Annotated in this window: 18 protein-coding genes; 1 reads left to right on the forward strand and 17 read right to left on the reverse strand. The window is 71.8% G+C overall.

Annotation, left to right across the window (positions count from 1 at the left end; all coding sequences use genetic code 11):
- Positions 1–22 precede the first annotated feature (22 nt).
- The 9 genes from ACIO3P_RS28920 to pyrR form a co-directional block, all read right to left on the reverse strand.
- Positions 23–346: an integration host factor gene (locus ACIO3P_RS28920; protein WP_329828420.1), complete on the reverse strand. Its 324-nt coding sequence runs from the start codon at positions 344–346 to the stop codon at positions 23–25.
- Between the two features lie 233 nt (positions 347–579).
- Positions 580–1,434, reverse strand: a complete 855-nt coding sequence (pyrF, locus tag ACIO3P_RS28925; protein WP_401854513.1) for an orotidine-5'-phosphate decarboxylase — start codon at positions 1,432–1,434, stop codon at positions 580–582.
- Positions 1,435–1,457: 23 nt separating this feature from the next.
- Positions 1,458–2,612, reverse strand: coding sequence for a quinone-dependent dihydroorotate dehydrogenase (locus ACIO3P_RS28930; RefSeq protein ID WP_401793388.1), 1,155 nt, complete (start codon positions 2,610–2,612; stop codon positions 1,458–1,460).
- Positions 2,613–2,644: 32 nt separating this feature from the next.
- Entirely contained in the window at positions 2,645–5,956 is a 3,312-nt protein-coding gene (carB, locus tag ACIO3P_RS28935) for a carbamoyl-phosphate synthase large subunit (protein WP_401854422.1), read from the reverse strand.
- Positions 5,949–7,133, reverse strand: coding sequence for a glutamine-hydrolyzing carbamoyl-phosphate synthase small subunit (gene carA / locus ACIO3P_RS28940; RefSeq protein WP_329828422.1), 1,185 nt, complete (start codon positions 7,131–7,133; stop codon positions 5,949–5,951). Before carA ends, carB begins: the two co-directional genes overlap by 8 nt.
- On the reverse strand, positions 7,130–7,726 hold the full coding sequence (locus tag ACIO3P_RS28945; protein ID WP_329828424.1) for a hypothetical protein: 597 nt from the start codon (positions 7,724–7,726) through the stop codon (positions 7,130–7,132). Before ACIO3P_RS28945 ends, carA begins: the two co-directional genes overlap by 4 nt.
- A complete protein-coding gene (locus tag ACIO3P_RS28950; protein ID WP_329828426.1) occupies positions 7,723–9,009 on the reverse strand; it encodes a dihydroorotase in 1,287 nt (428 codons plus the stop codon). Before ACIO3P_RS28950 ends, ACIO3P_RS28945 begins: the two co-directional genes overlap by 4 nt.
- Before the next feature lie 2 nt (positions 9,010–9,011).
- Positions 9,012–10,049 carry an aspartate carbamoyltransferase catalytic subunit gene (locus ACIO3P_RS28955; RefSeq protein ID WP_329828427.1) on the reverse strand — a complete coding sequence of 346 codons (1,038 nt, stop codon included), beginning with the start codon at positions 10,047–10,049 and terminating at the stop codon, positions 9,012–9,014.
- A 100-nt stretch (positions 10,050–10,149) separates the two neighbouring features.
- Positions 10,150–10,779 carry a bifunctional pyr operon transcriptional regulator/uracil phosphoribosyltransferase PyrR gene (pyrR, locus tag ACIO3P_RS28960; RefSeq protein WP_329828428.1) on the reverse strand — a complete coding sequence of 210 codons (630 nt, stop codon included), beginning with the start codon at positions 10,777–10,779 and terminating at the stop codon, positions 10,150–10,152.
- A gap of 277 nt (positions 10,780–11,056) precedes the next feature.
- Here pyrR and bldD point away from each other — a divergent pair, with 277 nt between their 5' ends.
- Entirely contained in the window at positions 11,057–11,557 is a 501-nt protein-coding gene (gene bldD / locus ACIO3P_RS28965) for a transcriptional regulator BldD (RefSeq protein ID WP_329828429.1), read from the forward strand.
- A 207-nt stretch (positions 11,558–11,764) separates the two neighbouring features.
- On the opposite strand, the gene nusB is transcribed toward bldD, so the two are convergent.
- From nusB to aroC, 8 genes are all read right to left on the reverse strand, one after another.
- Positions 11,765–12,193, reverse strand: a complete 429-nt coding sequence (nusB, locus tag ACIO3P_RS28970; protein WP_329828430.1) for a transcription antitermination factor NusB — start codon at positions 12,191–12,193, stop codon at positions 11,765–11,767.
- Between the two features lie 2 nt (positions 12,194–12,195).
- On the reverse strand, positions 12,196–12,762 hold the full coding sequence (efp, locus tag ACIO3P_RS28975) for an elongation factor P (protein WP_329828431.1): 567 nt from the start codon (positions 12,760–12,762) through the stop codon (positions 12,196–12,198).
- Positions 12,763–12,881: 119 nt separating this feature from the next.
- Positions 12,882–13,985 carry an aminopeptidase P family protein gene (locus ACIO3P_RS28980; protein WP_329828432.1) on the reverse strand — a complete coding sequence of 368 codons (1,104 nt, stop codon included), beginning with the start codon at positions 13,983–13,985 and terminating at the stop codon, positions 12,882–12,884.
- 84 nt (positions 13,986–14,069) lie between these two features.
- Positions 14,070–15,068 (reverse strand): AAA family ATPase, encoded by a 999-nt coding sequence (locus ACIO3P_RS28985; RefSeq protein WP_401793195.1) that lies wholly within the window; start codon positions 15,066–15,068, stop codon positions 14,070–14,072.
- 128 nt (positions 15,069–15,196) lie between these two features.
- On the reverse strand, positions 15,197–15,637 hold the full coding sequence (aroQ, locus tag ACIO3P_RS28990; protein ID WP_329828435.1) for a type II 3-dehydroquinate dehydratase: 441 nt from the start codon (positions 15,635–15,637) through the stop codon (positions 15,197–15,199).
- A complete protein-coding gene (aroB, locus tag ACIO3P_RS28995; protein WP_329828436.1) occupies positions 15,634–16,728 on the reverse strand; it encodes a 3-dehydroquinate synthase in 1,095 nt (364 codons plus the stop codon). The genes aroQ and aroB overlap by 4 nt, the downstream gene beginning before the upstream one ends.
- A complete protein-coding gene (locus tag ACIO3P_RS29000; protein WP_401854416.1) occupies positions 16,725–17,327 on the reverse strand; it encodes a shikimate kinase in 603 nt (200 codons plus the stop codon). Before ACIO3P_RS29000 ends, aroB begins: the two co-directional genes overlap by 4 nt.
- A complete protein-coding gene (aroC, locus tag ACIO3P_RS29005) occupies positions 17,324–18,508 on the reverse strand; it encodes a chorismate synthase (RefSeq protein ID WP_329828439.1) in 1,185 nt (394 codons plus the stop codon). Before aroC ends, ACIO3P_RS29000 begins: the two co-directional genes overlap by 4 nt.
- Between the last annotated feature and the right edge of the window lie 24 nt (positions 18,509–18,532).

An 18,532-nucleotide genomic window follows, 5' to 3' on the forward strand; every position in this document is an offset into this window, starting at 1 on the left:
TTCCCGGGGGTGCCCGGAAACGTCAGGCGCCACCACCGCCGAACTCGCGCTCCAGGGACGCGATCTGGTTGGAGCCAAGACCCCGCACGCGGCGGCTCTCGGAGATCCCGAGCCGCTCCATGATCTGCTTGGCACGGACCTTGCCCACGCCGGGCAGCGACTCAAGGAGGGCGGAGACCTTCATCTTCCCGATGACGTCGTTCTCCTGACCCTGCTTGATCACGTCATGGAGCGAAGCGCCGGAATGCTTGAGTCGATTCTTGACCTCGGCCCGCTCCCGGCGAGCCGCGGCGGCCTTTTCGAGCGCGGCTGCGCGCTGTTCAGGGGTAAGGGGCGGAAGAGCCACGCCTACGTCACCTCGGATGTCGAACTGTCGGATACGGACCGGTGAGGAACCTAATCGCCCCACACCAGGCGAGCAACGGGCAACGAACTGCGCGTTGACTCTCGACGGAGACTAGCGGCCAAGTCCGTCCGAGTCAGCGAGAACAGACGAAAAGTCCTGGTCAGCATCGATCAGGGGTGACATTTTGGTCATTTTGCCCAACTTTTTGGACAGGAAGCCGCTCATTGCCTCCGTCACCTGCCCGCCGTGCCGCCGCCGACAGCCGTTCTCACCTCGTCCGCGAAGCGGTCCGCGGCATTCCGCAGGGCCGCGGTGTCGGGACCGTGACGGAGAACACCCCGGCTGACGCTCGGAACGACGTTGCCGACCGCCGCGCCGAAGACGCCGGGCAGATCGGCGGGCGTCGCGCCCTGCGCGCCGATCCCTGGCGCCAGCAGCGGCCCGTTGATCGCGAGATCCACGCCCGCCTCCCCCAGGTCCCCGAGGGTGGCCCCGACGACCGCGCCGACCGAACCGAGCGGCGTCGCGCCCGCGTTCTCGGCGGCCATGTGGTCGAGCATGAGCCGTGCGAGGGTACGGCCGTCGGCGGCGGTGCCGCGCTGCACCTCGGCGCCCTCCGGGTTGGAGGTCAGCGCCAGGACGAAGACCCCGCAGCCGGCCGCCGAGGCCGCGTCCAGCGCCGGGCGCAGCGAGCCGAAGCCGAGGTACGGCGAGAGCGTCACGGCGTCCGAGAAGAGCGGCGAGGCCGGATCCAGGTAGGTCGCCGCGTACGCGCCCATCGTGGAGCCGATGTCGCCGCGCTTGGCGTCCATCAGGACCAGCGCCCCGGCCGCCCGGGCCTCCGCGACGGCCTTCTCCAGGACGGCGATGCCGCGCGACCCGAACCGTTCGAAGAACGCCGACTGCGGCTTGAGTACGGCGACCCGGTCGGCCAGCGCCTCCACCGTCGTACGGGTGAACCGCTCCAGGCCCGCGACGTCGTCGTTCAGGCCCCAGTCGGTGAGGAGCGAGGCGTGCGGGTCGATGCCCACGCAGAGCGGGCCGCGGCGGTCCATCGCCTGCCGGAGCCGCGCGCCGAAGGGGACCAGGGGCCGCGAAGGGGTCGGAGCGGTCACGCGTCGGCCTTCTTCCGGTTCTCGGGGCCCCCGGTGGCCCCGGTGGACCTGGTGGCAGCGCCCACGGCCTCGGCGAGGGTGGCGTACGGGGAGCGCGCGAGCCGGGCCGCGAGCCCCTGGTGGATCTCGCGGCTCCAGAACGGGCCCCGGTAGATGAACGCGCTGTACCCCTGGACGAGCGTGGCACCGGCCAGGATGCGCTGCCAGGCGTCCTCGGCGTCCTCCACGCCCCCGACGCCCACCAGGGTGATCCGGTCGCCCACACGCGCGTACAGGCGGCTCAGCACCTCCAGCGAGCGCTCCTTGAGGGGCGCGCCGGACAGTCCGCCGGTCTCGGCGGTCAGAGCCGGGTCGGACGCGAGGCCGAGGCTCTCGCGGGCGATGGTGGTGTTGGTGGCGATGATGCCGTCCAGGCCCAGCTCCACGGCCAGGTCGGCGACGGCGTCGACGTCCTCGTCCGCGAGGTCGGGCGCGATCTTGACCAGGAGCGGGACGCGGCGCCGGGTGACGGTGCGGTCGGCGGCCTCGCGTACGGCGGTGAGCAGCGGCCTGAGCTGGTCGACGGCCTGGAGGCTGCGCAGCCCGGGGGTGTTGGGCGAGCTGACGTTGACCACGAGGTAGTCGGCGTGGCGGGCCAGGCGCTCCGTGGAGAGCACGTAGTCGGCGACGGCCTCACTCTCGGGGACGACCTTGGTCTTGCCGATGTTGACGCCGACGGTCGTCCTGAAGACGGGCCCACGCGCCGTACGGGCCGCGAGGCGCTCCGCCACGGCGGCGGAGCCCTCGTTGTTGAAGCCCATGCGGTTGATCAGCGCCCGGTCGGGGACGAGCCGGAAGAGCCGCCGCTTCGGGTTGCCGGACTGCGGCTCGCCGGTGACGGTGCCGATCTCGACATGGTCGAAGCCGGCCATGGCGAGTCCGTCGATGCCCACGGCGTTCTTGTCGAACCCGGCCGCGAGCCCGAAGGGGCCGTGCATGCGCAGCCCGAACGCCTCGGTGCGCAGCTCCTCGAAGCGGGGGGCGAGCGCGGCGGCGGCGAAGGTGCGCAGGACGGGGACGCGGGCGGCGCGCCGGATCCACCGGAAGGCCAGGTGGTGCGCCTGCTCGGGGTCCATGCGCCGGAAGACCAGCCGGAAGAGGATCCGGTACATGGTGTCCATGAGGTTCGTGATGTGCATGGGGTTCAGTCCTCGCGGGCCGCAGTGAGGTGGCGCGCGTGCTCCTGGAGGGAGCGGACGCCGACGTCGCCGTGCTTCAGGGCGTCGATGCCCTGGACGGCGGCGGCCAGCGCCTGGACCGTCGTGAGGCAGGGGACGCCGCGCGCCACGGCCGCCGTACGGATGTCGTAGCCGTCGAGCCGGCCGCCGGTGCCGTACGGGGTGTTGACGATGAGGTCGACCACTCCGTCGTGGATGAGCTGGACGACGGTCTTCTCGCCGTCCGGGCCCTCGCCCTCGCTCTGCTTGCGTACGACGGTGGCGTTGATGCCGTTGCGCCTGAGGACCTCGGCGGTGCCGGAGGTGGCCAGCAGTTCGAAGCCGTGGGCGACCAGCTCGCGCGCCGGAAAGATCATCGAGCGCTTGTCGCGGTTGGCGACGGAGATGAAGGCGCGGCCCTTGACGGGCAGCGGGCCGTACGCCCCGGCCTGCGACTTGGCGTACGCCGTGCCGAAGGCGGAGTCGATGCCCATGACCTCGCCGGTGGAGCGCATCTCCGGGCCGAGGACGGTGTCGACGCCGCGTCCGTGGATGTCGCGGAAACGCGACCACGGCATCACGGCCTCCTTGACGGAGATCGGCGCGTCGAGCGGCAGCGTGCCGCCGTCGCCCTGCGCGGGCAGCAGCCCCTCCGCGCGCAGCTCGGCGACGGTGGCGCCGAGCGAGATACGGGCGGCGGCCTTCGCCAGCGGTACGGCGGTCGCCTTCGAGGTGAAGGGGACGGTACGGGAGGCACGCGGGTTGGCCTCCAGGACGTAGAGGATGTCGCCGGCCATCGCGAACTGGATGTTGATCAGTCCGCGCACGCCCACACCGCGCGCGATGGCCTCCGTGGAGGCGCGCAGCCGCTTGATGTCGAAGCCGCCGAGCGTGATGGGCGGCAGGGCGCACGCCGAGTCGCCGGAGTGGATGCCGGCCTCCTCGATGTGCTCCATGACGCCGCCGAGGTACAGCTCCGTACCGTCGTAGAGGGCGTCCACGTCGATCTCGATGGCGTCGTCGAGGAACCGGTCCACCAGCACCGGGCGGGTGGGGCTGATCTCGGTGGACTCGGCGATGTACGAGGAGAGCCTGGTCTCGTCGTAGACGATCTCCATGCCGCGTCCGCCGAGGACGTACGACGGCCGGACGAGGACCGGGTAGCCGATCTCGTCCGCGATCGCCTTGGCCCCGGCGAAGGTGGTGGCGGTGCCGTGCTTGGGCGCGGGCAGGCTGGCCTCGGCGAGGACCCGGCCGAAGGCGCCCCGGTCCTCGGCGGCGTGGATCGCCTCGGGGGGTGTGCCGACGACGGGCACGCCGTTGTCCTTGAGGGCCTGGGCGAGGCCCAGCGGGGTCTGGCCGCCGAGCTGGACGATGACGCCCGCGATCGGTCCCGCCAGGGTCTCGGCGTGCACGATCTCCAGGACGTCCTCCAGGGTGAGCGGCTCGAAGTAGAGCCGGTCGGAGGTGTCGTAGTCGGTGGAGACGGTCTCCGGGTTGCAGTTGACCATCACGGTCTCGTACCCGGCGTCGCTCAGCGCGAAGGAGGCGTGGACGCAGGAGTAGTCGAACTCGATGCCCTGGCCGATCCGGTTGGGACCGGAGCCGAGGATGATCACGGCGGGCTTCTCGCGGGGCGCGACCTCGCTCTCCTCGTCGTACGAGGAGTAGAAGTACGGGGTCTTCGCGGCGAACTCGGCGGCGCAGGTGTCGACCGTCTTGTAGACGGGGCGGACGCCCAGCGCGTGCCTGACCTCGCGTACGACGTCCTCGCGCAGCCCGCGGATCGCGGCGATCTGGGCGTCGGAGAAGCCGTGCCGCTTGGCCTCGGCGAGCAGGTCGGGGTCGAGCCGTTCGGCGGCGGCCAGCTCGTCCGCGTACTCCTTGATCAGGAAGAGCTGGTCGACGAACCACGGGTCGATCTTCGTGGCGTCGAAGACCTCCTCGGGGGTGGCCCCGGCCCTGATGGCCCGCATGACGGTGTTGATCCGGCCGTCGGTGGGGATCTTCGCGGTCTCCAGCAGCTCGGCGCGGTCGCCCGGGTCCCCGGTGAAGGCGAACTGGCTGCCGGCCTTCTCCAGCGAGCGCAGCGCCTTCTGGAGGGCCTCGGTGAAGTTGCGGCCGATGGCCATGGCCTCGCCGACGGACTTCATGGTGGTGGTGAGGGAGGCGTCGGCGGCCGGGAACTTCTCGAAGGCGAACCGGGGCACCTTGACGACGACGTAGTCGAGCGTGGGCTCGAAGGACGCCGGGGTCTTCTCGGTGATGTCGTTGGGGATCTCGTCCAGCGTGTAGCCGACGGCGAGCCGGGCGGCGATCTTGGCGATCGGGAAGCCGGTGGCCTTGGAGGCGAGCGCGGAGGAGCGGGAGACGCGCGGGTTCATCTCGATGACGATGACGCGGCCGTCGTCCGGGTTGATCGCGAACTGGATGTTGCAGCCGCCGGTGTCGACGCCGACCTCGCGGATCACGGCGATGCCGACGTCCCGCAGGATCTGGTACTCGCGGTCGGTGAGCGTCATCGCGGGCGCGACGGTGATCGAGTCGCCGGTGTGCACGCCCATCGGGTCGAAGTTCTCGATGGAGCAGACGACCACGACGTTGTCGTGCTTGTCGCGCATCAGCTCCAGTTCGTACTCCTTCCAGCCGAGGATGGACTCCTCCAGGAGCACCTCGGTGGTCGGCGAGAGCATCAGGCCCTGTCCGGCGATCCGGCGCAGGTCCTCCTCGGTGTGGGCGAAGCCGGAGCCGGCGCCGCCCATGGTGAAGGAGGGGCGGACGACGACGGGGTAGCCGCCGAGCGTGTCGACGCCGGCGAGGACGTCGTCCATGGAGTGGCAGATGACCGAGCGGGCGGACTCGCCGTGGCCGATCTTCTCGTACACGGCCTTGACGACGTCCTTGAAGAGGTCGCGGTCCTCGCCCTTGTTGATCGCCTCGACGTTGGCGCCGATCAGCTCGACGCCGTACTTGTCGAGCGTGCCGGAGTCATGGAGGGAGATCGCGGTGTTCAGCGCGGTCTGGCCGCCGAGGGTGGGCAGCAGCGCGTCGGGGCGCTCCTTCGCGATGATCTTCTCGACGTACTCGGGGGTGATCGGCTCCACGTAGGTGGCGTCGGCGATCTCCGGGTCCGTCATGATCGTGGCGGGGTTGGAGTTGACCAGGATGACGCGCAGGCCCTCGGACCTGAGGACGCGGCACGCCTGGGTACCGGAGTAGTCGAATTCAGCGGCCTGGCCGATGACGATCGGTCCTGAACCGATGACCAGGACGGACTGGATATCGGTGCGCTTAGGCACGCTGGTCCTCCAACAGGGCTGTGTTCATCAAAGAGGTGAAGCGGTCGAAGAGGTACGCGGCGTCGTGCGGGCCCGCAGCCGCCTCGGGGTGGTACTGGACGCTGAAGACCGGCCGGTCGAGCAGCCTGAGCCCCTCGACCACGTTGTCGTTGAGACAGACGTGGGAGACCTCGACGCGGCCGTAGGGGGTGTCGGTGACCCGGTCGAGCGGGGCGTCGACGGCGAAGCCGTGGTTGTGCGCGGTGACCTCGACCTTGCCGGTCGTGCGGTCCTGCACGGGCTGGTTGATGCCCCGGTGCCCGTACTTCAGCTTGTACGTGCCGAAGCCCAGCGCGCGGCCGAGGAGCTGGTTGCCGAAGCAGATGCCGAAGAGCGGCGTGCCGCGCTCCAGCACGCCCCGGACGACGGTGAGGTCGGCGGTGGCCGGGTCGCCGGGCCCGTTGGAGAGGAACACCCCGTCGGGCGCGGTCGCGTACACCTCGTCCAGCGTGGCGGTGCCGGGCAGGACGTGCACCTCGATGCCGCGCCGGGCCATCAGGTGCGGGGTCATGCCCTTGATGCCGAGGTCGAGCGCGGCGACGGTGAAGCGCTTCTCGCCGATCGCGGGGACGACGTACGGCTGCTCGGTGGCGACCTCGGCGGAGAGGTTCGCGCCGGTCATCTCCGGGGCCTGCCGGACCCGGGCGAGCAGCGCCGCCTCGTCCGCCAGGGACTCCCCGGAGAAGATGCCGACGCGCATGGCGCCGCGCTCGCGGAGGTGGCGGGTGAGGGCGCGGGTGTCGACGCCGCTGATGCCGACGACGCCCTGGGCGACCAGCTCGTCGTCGAGGGAGCGGCGCGAGCGCCAGTTGGACGGGGTGCGCGCGGGGTCCCGTACGACGTAGCCGGAGACCCAGATCCGCGCGGACTCGGGGTCCTCGTCGTTCACGCCGGTGTTGCCGATGTGCGGGGCCGTCATCACGACGACCTGGCGGTGGTACGACGGGTCGGTGAGGGTCTCCTGGTAGCCGGTCATGCCGGTGGAGAAGACGGCCTCGCCGAAGGTCTCCCCCACGGCCCCGTAGGCGCGGCCGCGGAAGCTGCGGCCGTCCTCCAGGACGAGTACGGCGGGGGACGCCTTTACGCGGGCGGTTCCGCGGCCGGTGCCTCGGCCGACGACTGGGGGCGAGGTGGTCATCGTGCGGGGCCTTCCGTAGTGCTGGTGTGGTGCGTGGTGAGGGGCCGGCTCATGGAGTTGACGGCGTCGACCCAGGCGGCGTGTTCGGCGGAGCGGTCGGAGCGGAAGCCGGAGTCGATCAGCCGGTCCCCGTGCTCCCAGGTGACGATCAGCAGCCCGCCCTCGGCGAGGACCTTGCCCGCGATGCCCTTGTCGAGCCGGGCCTCGCGCAGCCGCTCCGCCGGTACGAAGAAGTCGTTCGCGCCGGGGCGTACGACGTCGAGCCCGGCGTCGGTGAGCGTCAGCTCCACGCGGCTGCGGGTGCCGAGACCGTGGGCCACGATCCGGTCGAGCCACTGCCCGGCGGTCGTGGAGCCGTGGTAGCGGCCCTCCAGCGTCAGTCTCGCCTCGCCGGGGGCGTCCGGCGCGGCAGGGAGCTCGGGCAGGTCCGACTGGAGGCTGCCGCGCCACTTCCAGCCCTGGCGCATCAGCCAGTACACGAGGGCGACGAAGAGCAGCAGACCGGCCACCCAGCCGATCCGGGCGGCCCAGTCGGTCACGTCCGCCGATTTCTGCTCGGCGGCCAGGGGAAGGAGAAGGTTCGCAGTTGTCACGCCAGATTCCCGTCGACGACCGTGGCACGGCCCCGCAGGAAGGTGTGGGTCACGCGTCCCGGCAGCTCACGCCCCTCGTAGGGGGTGTTACGGCTGCGGGAGGCGAAGCCCGCGGGGTCCACGGCTCCACGGTATGCCGGATCGACCAGGGTGAGGTTGGCGGGCTCGCCTGCCGAGACGGGCCGGCCGTGGCCTTCGAGGCGGCCGATGCGCGCCGGGCGGAACGACATCCGGTCGGCGACGCCCGCCCAGTCCAGCAGTCCGGTGTCGACCATCGTGTCCTGGACCACGGACAGGGCGGTCTCCAGGCCGACCATGCCCATGGCCGCCGCCGCCCACTCGCAGTCCTTGTCCTCGTGCGGGTGGGGCGCGTGGTCGGTGGCGACGCAGTCGATCGTGCCGTCCGCGAGGGCTTCGCGGAGGGCGAGGACGTCGGCCTCGGTGCGCAGCGGCGGGTTCACCTTGTAGACGGGGTTGTACGACCGTACGAGTTCGTCGGTGAGGAGGAGGTGGTGCGGGGTGACCTCGGCGGTGACGTTCCACCCCTTGGACTTCGCCCAGCGGACCAGTTCGACCGAGCCCGCGGTGGAGAGGTGGCAGATGTGGACGCGGGAGTCGACGTGCGCGGCGAGCAGCACGTCGCGCGCGATGATCGACTCCTCGGCGACGGCGGGCCAGCCGCCGAGGCCCAGCTCGGCGGAGACGACGCCCTCGTTCATCTGGGCGCCCTCGGTGAGCCGCGGCTCCTGGGCGTGCTGGGCGACGACGCCGTCGAACGCCTTCACGTACTCCAGCGCCCTGCGCATGATCACCGCGTCGTCGACGCACTTGCCGTCGTCGGAGAAGACCCGGACGTTGGCGGCGGAGTCGTTCATGGCGCCCAGCTCGGCGAGGTGCTTGCCCTCCAGGCCGACGGTGACGGCGCCGACGGGCTGCACGTCGCAGTAGCCGGACTCCTTGCCGAGCCGCCAGACCTGCTCGACGACGCCGGCGGTGTCGGCGACGGGGAAGGTGTTGGCCATGGCGTGGACGGCGGTGAAGCCGCCGATGGCGGCGGCCTTGGTGCCGGTCAGGACCGTCTCGGAGTCCTCGCGGCCGGGCTCCCGCAGATGGGTGTGGAGGTCGACCAGGCCGGGCAGCAGGATCTGTCCCGCGGCCTCGACGACGGTGGCGTCACCGGCGTCCAGGCCCGTGCCCACCGCCTCGATGACCTCGCCGTCGATCAGTACGTCCTGGACGTCGCCGCCGAGCACCTGGGCGCCCCGGATCAGGATCTTGCTCATGGTTACTTGTTCTCCTCGGGTGACGGGCGGGACGTCTCGGGTGAGGTGCGGGACGTGGTGACGGCGGGCTCGTTGCCGCCCAGCAGCAGGTAGAGCACGGCCATCCGGGTGGAGACGCCGTTGGCGACCTGCTCGACGGCCGTGCAGCGGTCGGAGTCGGCGACCTCCGCGGTGATCTCCATGCCGCGGTTCATCGGCCCGGGGTGCATGACGACGGAGTTGCCGGGCATCCGGCGCATCCGCTCGCCGTCCAGGCCGTAGCGCCGGGAGTACTCGCGCTCGGTCGGGAAGAAGGCGGCGTTCATCCGCTCGCGCTGCACCCGCAGCATCATCACGGCGTCGGAGGCGGGCAGCACCCGGTCCAGGTCGTAGCTGACCTCGCAGGGCCAGTGCTCGACGCCGATCGGCACGAGCGTGGGCGGCGCGACCACCGTGACGTGGGCGCCGAGCGTGTGCAGCAGCAGGACGTTGGAGCGGGCGACGCGGCTGTGCAGCACGTCGCCGACGATCGTGACCCGCTGCCCTGCCAGGTCCCGGCCGATCCCCGCGTCAGCGCCGACCAGCCTGCGGCGCAGCGTGAAGGCGTCCAGGAGGGCCTGGGTCGGGTGTTCGTGGGTGCCGTCGCCCGCGTTGACGACCGCGCCGTCGATCCAGCCGGAGGTGGCGAGGCGGTACGGGGCGCCGGAGGCGCCGTGCCGGATGACGACGGCGTCGGCGCCCATCGCCTCCAGGGTGAGCGCGGTGTCCTTGAGCGATTCGCCCTTGGAGACGGACGAGCCCTTGGCCGAGAAGTTGATCACATCGGCGGAGAGGCGCTTGGCGGCGGCCTCGAAGGAGATCCGGGTGCGGGTCGAGTCCTCGAAGAAGAGGTTGACGACGGTACGGCCGCGCAGGGTCGGCAGTTTCTTGATGGGCCGGTCGGCGACCCGGGCCATCTCCTCCGCGGTGTCGAGGATCAGCACGGCGTCGTCGCGGCTGAGATCGGCGGCGGAGATCAGGTGGCCGGGTGTGCGGGGGTTCGCCCCGGGAAGACGCAGCATCGGAAAGAGGGCTCCGGTGTGGTGGGGTGTGCGGGCGTGCGGGCGCGCGGAGGCATCCGTACAGGGTGTGGAGGACGTACGGGCGGGCTCGGGGGCTCCGCTACCGCTCGCCGGACGCGGTGGGCCGCTGGAGGCCGAGCAGCACGGTGTCGCGGCCGTCCTCCTCGGCGAGCTGGACCTTGACCGTCTCCCGCAGCGAGGTAGGGAGGTTCTTGCCGACGTAGTCGGCGCGGATCGGCAGCTCGCGGTGGCCGCGGTCGACGAGGACCGCGAGCTGGACGGCGCGCGGACGGCCGATGTCGCCGAGGGCGTCGAGGGCGGCGCGGATGGTCCGGCCGGAGAAGAGCACGTCGTCGACGAGGACGACCAGCCGTCCGTCGACCCCGTCCGCGGGGATGTCGGTGCGGGCCAGCGCGCGGGCGGGCCGCAGCCGCAGGTCGTCGCGGTACATGGTGATGTCGAGGGAGCCCACCGGGATGGTGCGGCCGGTGATCTCGGCGAGTTTCCCGGCGAGCCTGCGGGCCAGGAAGACCCCGCGGGTCGGAATGCCGAGCAGCACCACGTCGTCGGCGCCCTTGGCGCGTTCGACGATCTCGTGGGCGATACGGGTCAGGACCCGGGCGATGTCGGGGGCCTCCAGAACGGGGCGTGCCGCACCGGATCCGGCCGTCGTGTCGGTGTCGCTCGCGTCGCCGCTCACGTCCGTGCTTGCGTTCTTGCTTGTGTCCATAAGAAACGGACCTCCTTCTCCGCCTCACGGGACGGACCTTAAAGGACGTCGGAAACGCCAGAAACTACGCCACCCAGGCTAGCAGGGGGTCCGCGGCCGATTCGGTGCCACCCCCTGCCGGAAGGCGCCGGGAGGCGGTGCGGGCGCGGTACGGAGCGCGGTACGGACAGCGGTACGGAGGCCGGTACGGACCCCGGTACGGCTCCCCCGGCTTGACGCATCCAAGTAACGCTGCGTAACCTCACAGTGAGTTACCAGACTTCGTCCGGGGAGCTATATGTCCAGCGAATACGCAAAGCAGCTCGGGGCCAAACTCCGCGCCATCCGCACCCAGCAGGGCCTCTCGCTCCATGGCGTGGAGGAGAAGTCCCAGGGCCGCTGGAAGGCCGTCGTGGTGGGTTCGTACGAGCGTGGAGACCGTGCCGTCACGGTGCAGCGCCTCGCCGAGCTGGCGGACTTCTACGGTGTCCCGGTGCAGGAACTTCTTCCCGGCACGACGCCCGGCGGTGCCGCCGAGCCGCCGCCGAAGCTCGTTCTCGACCTGGAGCGCCTGGCCCACGTGCCGCAGGAGAAGGCCGGCCCGCTCCAGCGGTACGCGGCGACGATCCAGAGCCAGCGGGGCGACTACAACGGCAAGGTGCTGTCGATCCGCCAGGACGATCTGCGCACCCTGGCCGTCATCTACGACCAGTCGCCGTCGGTCCTGACCGAGCAGCTCATCAGTTGGGGTGTGCTGGACGCGGACGCGCGGCGCGCGGTCGCGCACGACGAGAGCTGACCGCCCCGCGGGCCCGGCTCGCGGATCGGCAGAAACGTCACCTCCCGGAGGGCGGTCCCGTACGCGTGTACGGGACCGCCCTCCGGCGCGTCCGAGGCCGTGCCGTGGCCCGTCCGGCCTCCGCGCACCGTGTCCGGGGACACGGATGCCCTCACGTACCGGGCGGGCTTGCTTGATCCCGTCCGGCGCGTGAGGGCAGACCGCCGCTCAGGCGCGGCGCAGACTCGGCTTGAGGTCCTTGAAACGGCTGAGAAGGCCGTTCACGAACGACGGGGAGTCGTCGGTGGAGAACTCCTTGGCGAGCTGGACCGCCTCGTCGATCGCCACGGCGTCCGGGGTCCCGTCCAGCCAGATCAGTTCGTACGTGCCGAGCCGGACGATGTTGCGGTCGGCGACCGGCATCCGGTCGAGGTCCCAGTCCACCGCGTAGGTGGCGATGAGTTCGTCGATACGGGCCACGTGCTCCCCGTACCCCTCGACCAGTTCCATGGTGAACTCATTGACCGGCGGCTGACGGTCGTCGGAGCGAGAGTGCCTGATCCAGTCCGCGAGAACGTTCTGTACGGACGTACCGCGCTGATCGGCCTCGAAGAGGATCTGGAACGCGCGCTTACGGGCATTGCTCCTGGCAGCCACGGTTAGCTGTTCACCCGGCCGAGGTAGTCGCCCGTACGGGTGTCGACCTTGATCTTCTCGCCGGTGGTGATGAAGAGCGGGACACCGATCTCGTAACCGGTCTCCAGTGTCGCCGGCTTGGTGCCACCGGTGGAGCGGTCGCCCTGGACGCCCGGGTCGGTGTGCTGGATGACCAGCTCGACCGCGGCGGGCAGCTCGACGTAGAGCACCTCGCCCTCGTGCGTGGCGACCGTGGCGGTGAAGCCCTCGATCAGGAAGTTCGCCGCGTCACCGACCGACTTGCGGTCGATCATGAGCTGGTCGTAGGTGCTCATGTCCATGAAGACGAAGTACTCGCCGTCCATGTACGAGAACTGCATGTCGCGGCGGTCAACGGTGGCCACCTCGACCTTCACGCCGGCGTTGAAGGTCTTGTCGACGACCTTGCCGGAGAGCACGTTCTTCAGCTTGGTGCGCACAAAGGCCGGGCCCTTGCCGGGCTTGACGTGCTGGAACTCGACGACGGACCAGAGCTGGCCTCCGTCGAGCTTGAGCACCAGGCCGTTCTTGAGGTCGTTCGTGGAAGCCACGGTTGCGGAATCTCCTGGACTGAAAGCAGGTGGACGACCGAGGGCCGCGCGCCGCCCCGGCGGATACCCGGGCGGCGCCCGCGCCATGGCGCGGGCCGTGCCTGGGCACAGGCGCCGGACTAGAGCGCGAGCAGCTCCTTGGTCGTGATGGTGAGTAGCTCGGGTCCGCCGTCCGCCTCGGGGCGGACGACGAGCGTGTCATCGATCCGGACACCGCCCCGGCCCGGGAGGTGGACCCCCGGTCCGACGGTGACCGGCACACAAGCGTCCAGTTTACCCATGGCCGCGGGGGCGAGCTGCGGGTCCTCGTCGATTTCGAGTCCGACACCGTGTCCCGTACGGGGTGCGAGCCCCTCGCCGTGCCCGGCCGCCTCCAGCGGATGCCGCGTCGCGCGGTCCACGTCGCGGTAGCCCGCGCCCGGCACGAGACCTTCCCGACCTGCCCGTTGTGCCGCGAAGACCAGCTCGTACAGCTCGATCTGCCAGTCGGCCGGGGAGGTTCCGATGACGAAGGTACGGCCGATGAGACACCGGTATCCGCGGTAGTCCGCGCCGAGGCCGACGGAGAGGAAATCACCCTCCTCGACCCGGCGGTCCGAGGGACGGTGCCCGGGGCGGCCCGAGTGCGGCCCGGTGGCCACGACGGTCGGGAAGGCCGGGCCGTCGGCGCCGTGGTCGACGAGCCGGCGCTCCAGCTCCAGCGCGAGATGCCGCTCCGTGCGGCCCACCAGGATCGACTCCAGCAGCTCCCCCAGCGCGTGGTCGGCGATCTCGGCGGCGATCCGCAGACAGGCGATCTCCGCCTCGTCCTTGACGATCCGCTGCTGCTCGACGGCGCAGCCGAGGTCGGTGAGGCGCAGCCCGGGTACGACGGCGCCGATGGCCCGGTGGCGGGCGACGGTCAGGTGGTGCTCCTCGACGGCGAGGGATCCGGCGGACGAGGGGGTGAGGATCCCCGCGGCGGCCACGGCGGGGTCCCCGCTGGTGGGTACGGCGGTCAGACGCAGCCGCTCGTCGATCCCTTCGGGTCCTTCGAGGCCGGGCAGGCGGGGGCAGAGCAGCGTGTCGTCGTCGTCCGGGCCGAGCAGCAGTACGGCGCCGGGCGGCGCCCCGCCCGCGAGGTAGCGGACGTTGGCGGGCCGGGAGACCAGGGCCGCCGGGTTGCCCGCGGCGGCGCACCGGTCACGCAGCCGCGCGCGGCGGACCGCATACACGTCTGACATGACCCGAGCGTACGAGTGGCCGCCTCACCCGGCCGGTTCAGCGCGTCCGACCGGGGAACCTCCGTGGCCGCCGGGGCGGCCGGTTCACCAGCTCGGCGGGGAGGCCACGGCGCGGGCCAGGACGTCGTCCAGGACCCGGGCGGTGGTCTCCACGTCGTACTTGGAGTTGTCGATGATGGGCAGCCCCGAGCCGTACCAGCCGGCCATCCGGCCGTGGATGCCGGCGACCTCCTCGTCCGCCAGCCGGCGGTTGCCGCTGCGCTCGGCGTTGCGCTCCAGCACGATCTCCAGACCGGGGAGCAGGACGACCGGGAGCAGTCCGGGGCCGACATGGCGCTTCCAGCCGCCGAGTCCGACGACCGGGCGGTCCGGGAAGACCGCGTCGTCGAGGATGCAGGAGATGCCGTTGGCGAGGAAGTTGCGGGCGGCGAAGCCACAGGTGCGGCGGGCCAGCCGGTACTGCGCCTCGGAGTGGTCGTTCCAGCCGGACTGCGGGTCGGCGAACCCGGCGCAGACCCATTCGCGTACGTCGTCCAGGCTGATGTGCGCGGTGGGAACCCGGCGGCTGCTCGCCCAGTGCCGGGCCACGGTGGTCTTGCCCGCGCCCGCGGGCCCGATGAGCAGGACGGCGAGGGTCGCCGTGCCCGTACCGCTGTCGGCGGGCGGCGCGGCGGGGACCGGCACGGGGCCGCCGGGCGGGAGCCGGACATGTCCGGTGACATCGGCGGGGGGCTGTCCGGTCGGCGCGCCGGGCGGCGGTACGGGGCCGTGTCCGTGCCCCTGTGCGGGCCCGTGCGCCGGTCCGGGGTGCTGCCCGGGAATGGGGGGCTGTCCCGGGGGCTGGGGCGGCCCAGGAGGCCCTGAGGGCTGAGGGGCGCCAGGGGGCTGGTGGGATCCCTGCACCGGCTGAGGTCCCTGTGCCGGGTGCGCTCCATGCGCCTGGTGCGCCCCCTGTGCCGGGTGCGCTCCGTGCGCCGGGTGGACGCCCGGTGTCTGATGGACGCCCGGTGTCCCGGGGGCCCATCCGGTTCCGTGCCCCGGTCCCTGGGGAGGCGGCAACGGAGCCCCCACTGAGTGCTGCATCCGGTGCCACTCCGTCTCGTGCGACTGACGCTGTCGGCGGCCCCGCGGGCCGCGCTACCGAACGGTACCGCCCCCGGCCGTCCCCGTGGGAACGGCCGGGACGCGTGAGGGGCGCCGGGGGCGCCCCGTCAGGCGGTCAGCTCCTCCGCGAGGGCGCGCAGCGCGAGCCGGTACGAGCCGATGCCGAAGCCCGCGACCGTACCGCTGGCGACGGCCGCGACCACGGAGGTGTGCCGGAACTCCTCGCGCGCGTACGGGTTCGAGATGTGCACCTCGATCAGCGGCGCCGTGCGCTGGGCCGCCGCGTCCCGCATCGCGTACGAGTAGTGGGTGAACGCGCCCGGGTTGAGGACGACCGGCACGGCGCCGTCCGCGGCCTCGTGGAGCCAGCGGATCAGCTCGCCCTCGTCGTTCGTCTCCCGTACGTCGACGTCGAGCCCCAGCTCCTTGCCGAGCGTCCGGCAGGCGTCCACCAGCCCGGCGTACGAGGTCTCCCCGTACACATCGGGTTCGCGCGAGCCGAGGCGGCCCAGGTTGGGCCCGTTGAGGACGAGGACCCGACGGGTCACGCCGACACCTCCCCGTACGCGGCGAGCAGCACCGCCGGGTCCGGGCCCTCCAGCACGGTCGGCTTGCCGAGGCCGTCGAGCACGATGAAGCGCAGCAGGTCGCCGCGGGACTTCTTGTCGACCTTCATCGTCTCCAGCAGCTTGGGCCACTGGTCGCCGCGGTAGGTCAGCGGAAGGCCGACGGACTCCAGTACGGCGCGGTGCCGGTCGGCGGTCGCGTCGTCGAGCCGGCCGGCCAGCCGCCCCAGTTCGGCGGCGAAGACCATGCCGACGGAGACGGCCGCGCCGTGCCGCCACTTGTAGCGCTCGTTCTTCTCGATGGCGTGCGCCAGGGTGTGGCCGTAGTTCAGGATCTCCCGCAGGCCGGACTCCTTGAGGTCGTTGGAGACGACCTCGGCCTTGACCCGGATCGAACGCTCGATCAGCTCGGCGGTGTGCGGCCCCGCGGGCGTACGGGCGCCCTGCGGGTCGGACTCGACCAGCTCCAGGATGGCCGGGTCCGCGATGAACCCCGCCTTGATGATCTCCGCCATGCCGCTGACGTAGTCGTTGACGCCCAGGGAGTCCAGCGCGGCGAGGTCGCAGAGCACCCCGGCGGGCGGGTGGAAGGCGCCGACGAGGTTCTTGCCCTCGGCGGTGTTGATGCCCGTCTTGCCGCCCACGGCCGCGTCGACCATGGCGAGCACGGTCGTCGGTACGGCGATCCAGCGCACCCCTCGCAGCCAGGTCGCGGCGACGAATCCGGCCAGGTCTGTGGTGGCTCCGCCGCCCACGCCGATGATCACATCGCTGCGGGTGAAGCCGGTCTGCCCGAGCGCCTTCCAGCAGTACGCGGCGACCTCGGCGGTCTTCGCCTCCTCGGCGTTCGGCACCTGGATCGCGACGGCCTCGTACCCCTGCTCGGCGAGGTCGGCGCGCAGCGCCTCACCGGTCCCCTCCAGCGCCTCGGGGTGGATGACGGCGATCCGCCGGACCCGCGGCCCGATCAGGGCGGGCAGCTCGCCCAGGAGCTGCCGGCCGACCAGCACCTCGTACGGGTCGTGTCCCGCGGTGCCGCCGACCTGGATACGGGTGACTGCCTGCTCCGTCATACGGGGTTCTCCTTGCCGGGGGTCGTGCCGGGGATCCTGAGCTCCTGCGCCGGAGGGGAGGTGAGCTCCAGCGCGTCGAGGACGGCGTCCACGACCTCTTCGGGCGTGCGGTCGTCGGTGGCGACGGAGACCCGGGCCACCTCCGTGTACAGATGACGGCGCCCCTCCATCAGCAGCTTCCACTGCTGGCGGGGGTTGACGGCCAGCAGCGGGCGCGCCGTGTTCAGCCCGGTGCGCCGGGCCGCCTCGCCGACCTCCATCGAGAGGTAGACGACCGGCAGCCCGGTCAGCTCCGCGCGGGTGGCGTCGTCGAGGATCGCGCCGCCGCCGAGCGCGAGAACGCCCCCGGTGTGCTCGTGGAGCGCGCGCCGTACCGCCTCGCGCTCCAGCCCGCGGAAGTGCGTCTCGCCGTCGTCCACGAAGATCTCGGCGATGGACCGTCCCTGGGCGGCGACGATGTCGGCGTCGCTGTCGCGGAAGGCGGTACCGAGCCGCGCGGCGAGCAGTTCACCGACGGTGGACTTGCCGACGCCCATGGGGCCGACGAGCACGACGGCCGGCCCGTTCCCCGGCCCGCTCGCCGGGTCCGGGGTGCTCATCGGATCTGGAGGTTGTCGAGGTACGAGGTGACGTTGCGACGGGTCTCCGTGACGCTGTCGCCGCCGAACTTCTCCGCGACCGCGTCCGCGAGGGTCAGCGCGACCATGGCCTCGGCGACGATGCCGGCGGCCGGCACGGCGCACACGTCGGAGCGCTGGTGGTGGGCGCTGGTCACCTCGCCGGTGACCACGTCGACAGTGGCCAGCGCGCGCGGCACGGTCGCGATCGGCTTCATCGCGGCCCGTACGCGCAGCAGCTCACCGGTGGTCAGCCCGCCCTCGGTGCCGCCCGAGCGGCCGGAGGCGCGCCGGATGCCGTCGGGGGTCGGGACGATCTCGTCGTGCGCCTGCGAGCCCGGCACCCGGGCGAGCCCGAAGCCGTCGCCGACCTCGACGCCCTTGATGGCCTGGATGCCCATGAGCGCGGCGGCGAGCCGGGCGTCGAGCCTGCGGTCCCAGTGGACGTGCGAACCGAGCCCGACCGGCACGCCGTACGCCAGCACCTCGACGACGCCGCCGAGGGTGTCGCCGTCCTTGTGGGCCTGGTCGATCTCCGCGACCATCGCCTTGCTCGCGTCGGCGTCCAGGCAGCGCACCGGGTCCGCGTCCAGCTTCGCCACGTCGGAGGGTTCCGGGTAGACCCCGTAGGGGGCCTTGGCCGCGGCCAGCTCGACGACGTGGGAGACGATCTCGATCCCGGCCGTCTCCTTCAGGTACGAGCGCGCCACGGCGCCGAGCGCGACCCGCGCGGCGGTCTCCCGGGCGCTGGCGCGCTCCAGGACGGGACGGGCCTCGTCGAAGCCGTACTTCTGCATGCCCGCGAGGTCCGCGTGACCGGGCCGGGGGCGGGTCAGCGGGGCGTTACGGGCCAGCTTGGCCAGCTCGGCGGGGTCGACCGGATCGGCCGACATGACCTGCTCCCACTTGGGCCACTCGGTGTTGCCCACCATGATCGCGACGGGCGAGCCCATGGTCAGGCCGTGCCGTACACCGCCGAGGAAGGTGATCTCGTCCTGCTCGAACTTCATCCGAGCACCGCGGCCGTAGCCGAGGCGGCGCCGGGCCAGGTGGTCCGCCACCATCTCCGTGGTGATGGGCACACCGGCGGGAAGACCCTCCAGCGTCGCCACGAGTGCGGGTCCGTGGGACTCCCCCGCGGTCAGCCAGCGCAACCTGCTCAACGGTGCTCCTCATACTCGCGCCTG

Source organism: Streptomyces sp. NPDC087310, from assembly GCF_044744405.1.
GTDB lineage: Bacteria > Actinomycetota > Actinomycetes > Streptomycetales > Streptomycetaceae > Streptomyces.